Source organism: Candidatus Omnitrophota bacterium (assembly GCA_013791745.1).
Taxonomy (GTDB): domain Bacteria; phylum CG03; class CG03; order CG03; family CG03; genus CG03.
In genome coordinates, this window is sequence record VMTH01000033.1 from 1 (window position 1) to 4061 (window position 4061).

Annotated in this window: 3 protein-coding genes and 1 pseudogene; all 4 read left to right on the forward strand. The window is 44.7% G+C overall.

The window, feature by feature from the left end:
• Positions 1-77 precede the first annotated feature (77 nt).
• A pseudogene (gene sucC / locus FP827_01490) lies at positions 78-1205 on the forward strand (ADP-forming succinate--CoA ligase subunit beta).
• Positions 1205-2077 (forward strand): succinate--CoA ligase subunit alpha, encoded by an 873-nt coding sequence (sucD, locus tag FP827_01495; protein MBA3051758.1) that lies wholly within the window; start codon positions 1205-1207, stop codon positions 2075-2077. Before sucC ends, sucD begins: the two are co-directional and overlap by 1 nt.
• Positions 2078-2209: 132 nt before the next feature.
• Positions 2210-3448 (forward strand): beta-ketoacyl-ACP synthase II, encoded by a 1239-nt coding sequence (gene fabF, locus FP827_01500; protein ID MBA3051759.1) that lies wholly within the window; start codon positions 2210-2212, stop codon positions 3446-3448.
• A 49-nt stretch (positions 3449-3497) separates the two neighbouring features.
• Positions 3498-4061 (forward strand): CPBP family intramembrane metalloprotease (locus FP827_01505; protein MBA3051760.1); only part of this gene is annotated, 564 nt, incomplete at its 3' end.

Sequence of the window (4061 nt, forward strand, 5' to 3'; positions counted from 1 at the left end):
ACATAACAAAATGGAACTTTCGAGGTTTTGGAATTGTAAAATAGACACCAACCGATAGATTATGCTATTATAAAAATATGAAACTTTATGAATTTGAAGCCAAGAAAATTTTTACCGAATATTCAATTCCCATACCAACGGGCAGTGTATATGAGCAATATAATGCGGATAGAGGCCGGCATCTTACAAACAAACCTGTTGTTTTAAAATCCCAGGTGCTGACCGGCGGGCGCGGTAAAGCCGGCGGAATTAAACCGGCATTTACGGAAGAGGAAGTGCGTAACGGTTTTAAGCAGCTTTTAAGTCTCAGGATCAAAGGTTTACAGGCCAGGCAGATACTTATTGAGGAACAACTTGATATAAAACGGGAAATTTATCTCGGTTACAGCATTCTGCGATCCAAAGCTAAAATAGTGTTCATGATTTCAGGTGAAGGCGGAATGGACATAGAAGAGCTTGCCCGTACAAGGCCTGAGGCTATAATCAAATTGTCCATAGACATACTTGACGGTTTCAATAAAAACCATGTTGAAAGTTTGATTGGTAAACTTGGGTTTGATGAAAAAACAACTTTGGAAATCGCTGATATAGCGCGGGCTCTCTACAGAATTTTTACTGAATACGAATGTGATGTCGCGGAAATAAACCCGCTTGTTATAACGGGTGACGGAAAACTTATTGCAGCGGATGCCAGAATATCAATATATGATGAAGCCGTTCACAAACATCCTGAATATCAGAAAGAAGAGGATACATACACGCCGTTAGAAACGAGAGCGAGAAAAATTAATCTTGGATATGTGGAATTGGACGGTGATATAGGCGTTACGGGTAATGGCGCGGGGCTGAATATGGCAACGCTTGACATCATCACTTATTTTGGAGGCAAACCGGCTAATTTTCTTGAAGTATCCGGCCGGACATATCACAAGGCAAAAGAGGCGATAGAAATAATTCTCGCTAATCCTAACGTTAAAATAATATTCGGTAATTTTTTCGGATGTATATCAAGATGCGACGTAATCGCGAAAGGTTTGGCTGAGGCAATTAAAAGCGGAATTCTAAATGTTCCTCTGGTTATAGCCATGCGCGGTACGGGTTCAGTGGAAGGGTTGGAGACTTTAAAGAACGCCGGCGTGAAAGAACTGTACGAAGATGATATAGACGCCGGTAAAAGAGTTGTGGAAATTTTAAAAACTTTATAATGTCAATTCTAATAAATAAAACTACGAAAGTTCTGGTTTCGGGGATGACAGGCAAAGAAGGAACATTTCATTCCCGCAAGATGCTTGATATGGGTACAAACATCGTTTGCGGCGTGACCCCGGGGAAGGGCGGAATAACGCATTTGGGAAAACCCGTATATAATTCAGTCAAAGAGGCTCTGGCGGAACATCAAATTGATGCCTGTGGAATATTTGTTCCTTCAAAATTTACCTTGCCCGCGGCTAACGAAGCGGTTGACGGCGGCATAAATATTATAATCGCGATTACTGAAGGGATATCCCCTCACGATTCGCTTAAATTTATATCTAACGCGAAAAAACATAATGTGATGCTGATAGGTCCGAATACGCCGGGCATTTTGACTCCGGAAGAAAGTAAAATAGGCGTTTTAGCCACGGAATATGTAAAAAAAGGCAATATCGGCGTTATATCAAGAAGCGGGACTTTGACGGTTGAGATATGCTATTGTCTTGTAAAAGAAGGTTTGGGTCAAAGTACCATTGTCGGTTTGGGCGGCGACCCCGTTGTAGGTACTACGTTTAAGGACATATATATGCTCTTTGAAAAAGACGAAAAAACCGACGGTGTAATTATTGTCGGTGAAATCGGCGGTACAATGGAAGAGGAGCTTGCCGATTATATCGCAAACAGCCAAAATAAAATTCCCACAGTCGCGTTTATCGCGGGGCAAAACGCTCCCCCCGGGAAGAGAATGGGCCATGCCGGCGCCATTATTGAAGGGGGAATGGGTTCTGCGGATTCAAAGATAAAAGCCCTCACCAAAGCGGGAGTCAGCATCGCTGATGTACCGTGGGAAACGGGCATTTTGATGAAAGATTTGTTGAAATAATTGATAAAAACGGATTTAACAACAGTGGCGGATATAAAAACGTTATCCGTCGGAAATACGGTTTCGCTTGAAACTGCTGTTGTTGAATTGAACGGTTAGAAAACCGGATAAAAATTGGGAGGTTTAATTACCATGGAAAAAAGAAGAGTGGTTATTACCGGGATCGGGATAGTCTCGCCTATAGGTATAGGCAAGGAAGCGTACTGGCAGGGGCTTATGAAAAGCGAATCCGCCGCCGCCCCCATCACCAATTTTGACGCGTCAAAGCATTCCACGACTTTCGCCTGTGAGGTGAAAGGCTTTGATCCCGAAAAATATATAGATCCGATGAAGATCAAAAAAATGGATAAATTCACGCAGTTCGGCATTGCCGCCGCCGCGGAAGCCATGGAAGACTCAGGGCTGGATATCGGGAAAGAAGACCCTTTCCGCTGCGGAGCCATTGTCGCCTCCGGCATAGGAGGAATAGGCACCGTCGAGGATGGGGCGAATATACTCACTTCGCGGGGCCCAAGGAGAATATCACCTTTTCTGGCGCCGAAGATGATAATAAATATGGTTGCCGGCGAAATAGCCATACGATTCGGCCTCAAAGGCCATAATTTCAGCATTGTTTCCGCCTGCGCTTCATCCAATCACGCTCTCGGTACGGCTTTGCGCACGATACAATACGGCGACGCGGATGTCATACTTTCCGGCGGCACTGAGGCCGCGATAACGCCTTTGGGCCACGGAAGTTTCTGCGCGCTGAAGGCTCTCTCAACAAGGAATGACGATCCAAAGACGGCATCCAGGCCTTTTGACAAGGACAGGGACGGCTTCGTGATGTCCGAGGGTTCAGGGATCATTGTGCTTGAGGAACTCGAACACGCCCGGAACAGGGGCGCTCACATATACGCGGAACTGGCGGGTTTCGGCGCCACGGATGACGCCTATCACATAACAGCGCCGGCGCCGGGCGGCGAGGCGTCGTCCAAAGCCATGGAATTCTGTATCAGAGACGCCGGGCTTTCACTGGATGATATAAACTACATCAACGCTCACGGCACATCAACAGCTTTCAATGACAAAGGGGAAACCGCCGCCATCAAAATGGTGTTCGGCGAGCGCGCTTATAAGATACCGGTTAATTCAACAAAATCCATGACGGGGCATATGCTCGGCGCCGCGTCGGCCAATGAGCTCACGGCAACGCTTCTGCAGATGAAAAACGGAAAGCTGCACGCCACGATAAATCAGTTCACCAGGGATCCTGAATGCGACCTTGACTATGTTCCGAACCAGCCCCGTGATTACAAGATCACCGCGGCAATATCCAATTCTCTCGGATTCGGCGGACACAACGCCACGATCTGCGTCAAGGTTTTGTAAAATGTCCCTGATAGACCTGATGCAGCCCTGTGTGTTAAAAGCGTGAAGCATGCAGAATAACATTGTTCTGTCCCATGCTCAAAATATGAACAAGAGTGAATTATACCCTAATTTCAAACAGAGTCTCTGGCTTTTATTCCTTGTATTGGTTCTCCAGATTTCCTGCGGAATTATAATAGGCATTGCGTCTATAATATTCAAAAGCGCTTTTCTTGAGAATTCTATAGTCGCAGGTTTTACAAATTTGATTTCTTTTGGGTTAATCCTTCTTTTTGTTCATAATAAAACAAAACAAAAATGGGCGGAAATTCTTCAACTAACTTCGTTTCGTTACAATATTATTCTGCCATTATTTCCTTTACTTATTGGGTTAGGGATTATAGCTTCAGAGACAGATAATCTTCTGCGGTATATATTGCCAGCGCCGGAATTTATTAATAGATTAATGACCAGCATCGTAACCTCCGGATTCTCATCCATTATACTTGTTGGAATAATCGCTCCTTTAACCGAAGAGTTTCTTTTCCGAGGGGTGATTTTAAAAGGTTTAGCCAGTCGTTACTCGCCACGAAAAGCTGTTATTTATTCGGCGATAATGTTTTCCTTATTCCAT

Bases quoted from the DNA above. Each gene is read 5' to 3' on its own strand.
- sucD (MBA3051758.1), top strand. From the start codon at position 1,205: ATGTCAATTCTAATAAATAAAACTACGAAAGTTCTGGTTTCGGGGATG.
- fabF (MBA3051759.1), top strand. From the start codon at position 2,210: ATGGAAAAAAGAAGAGTGGTTATTACCGGGATCGGGATAGTCTCGCCT.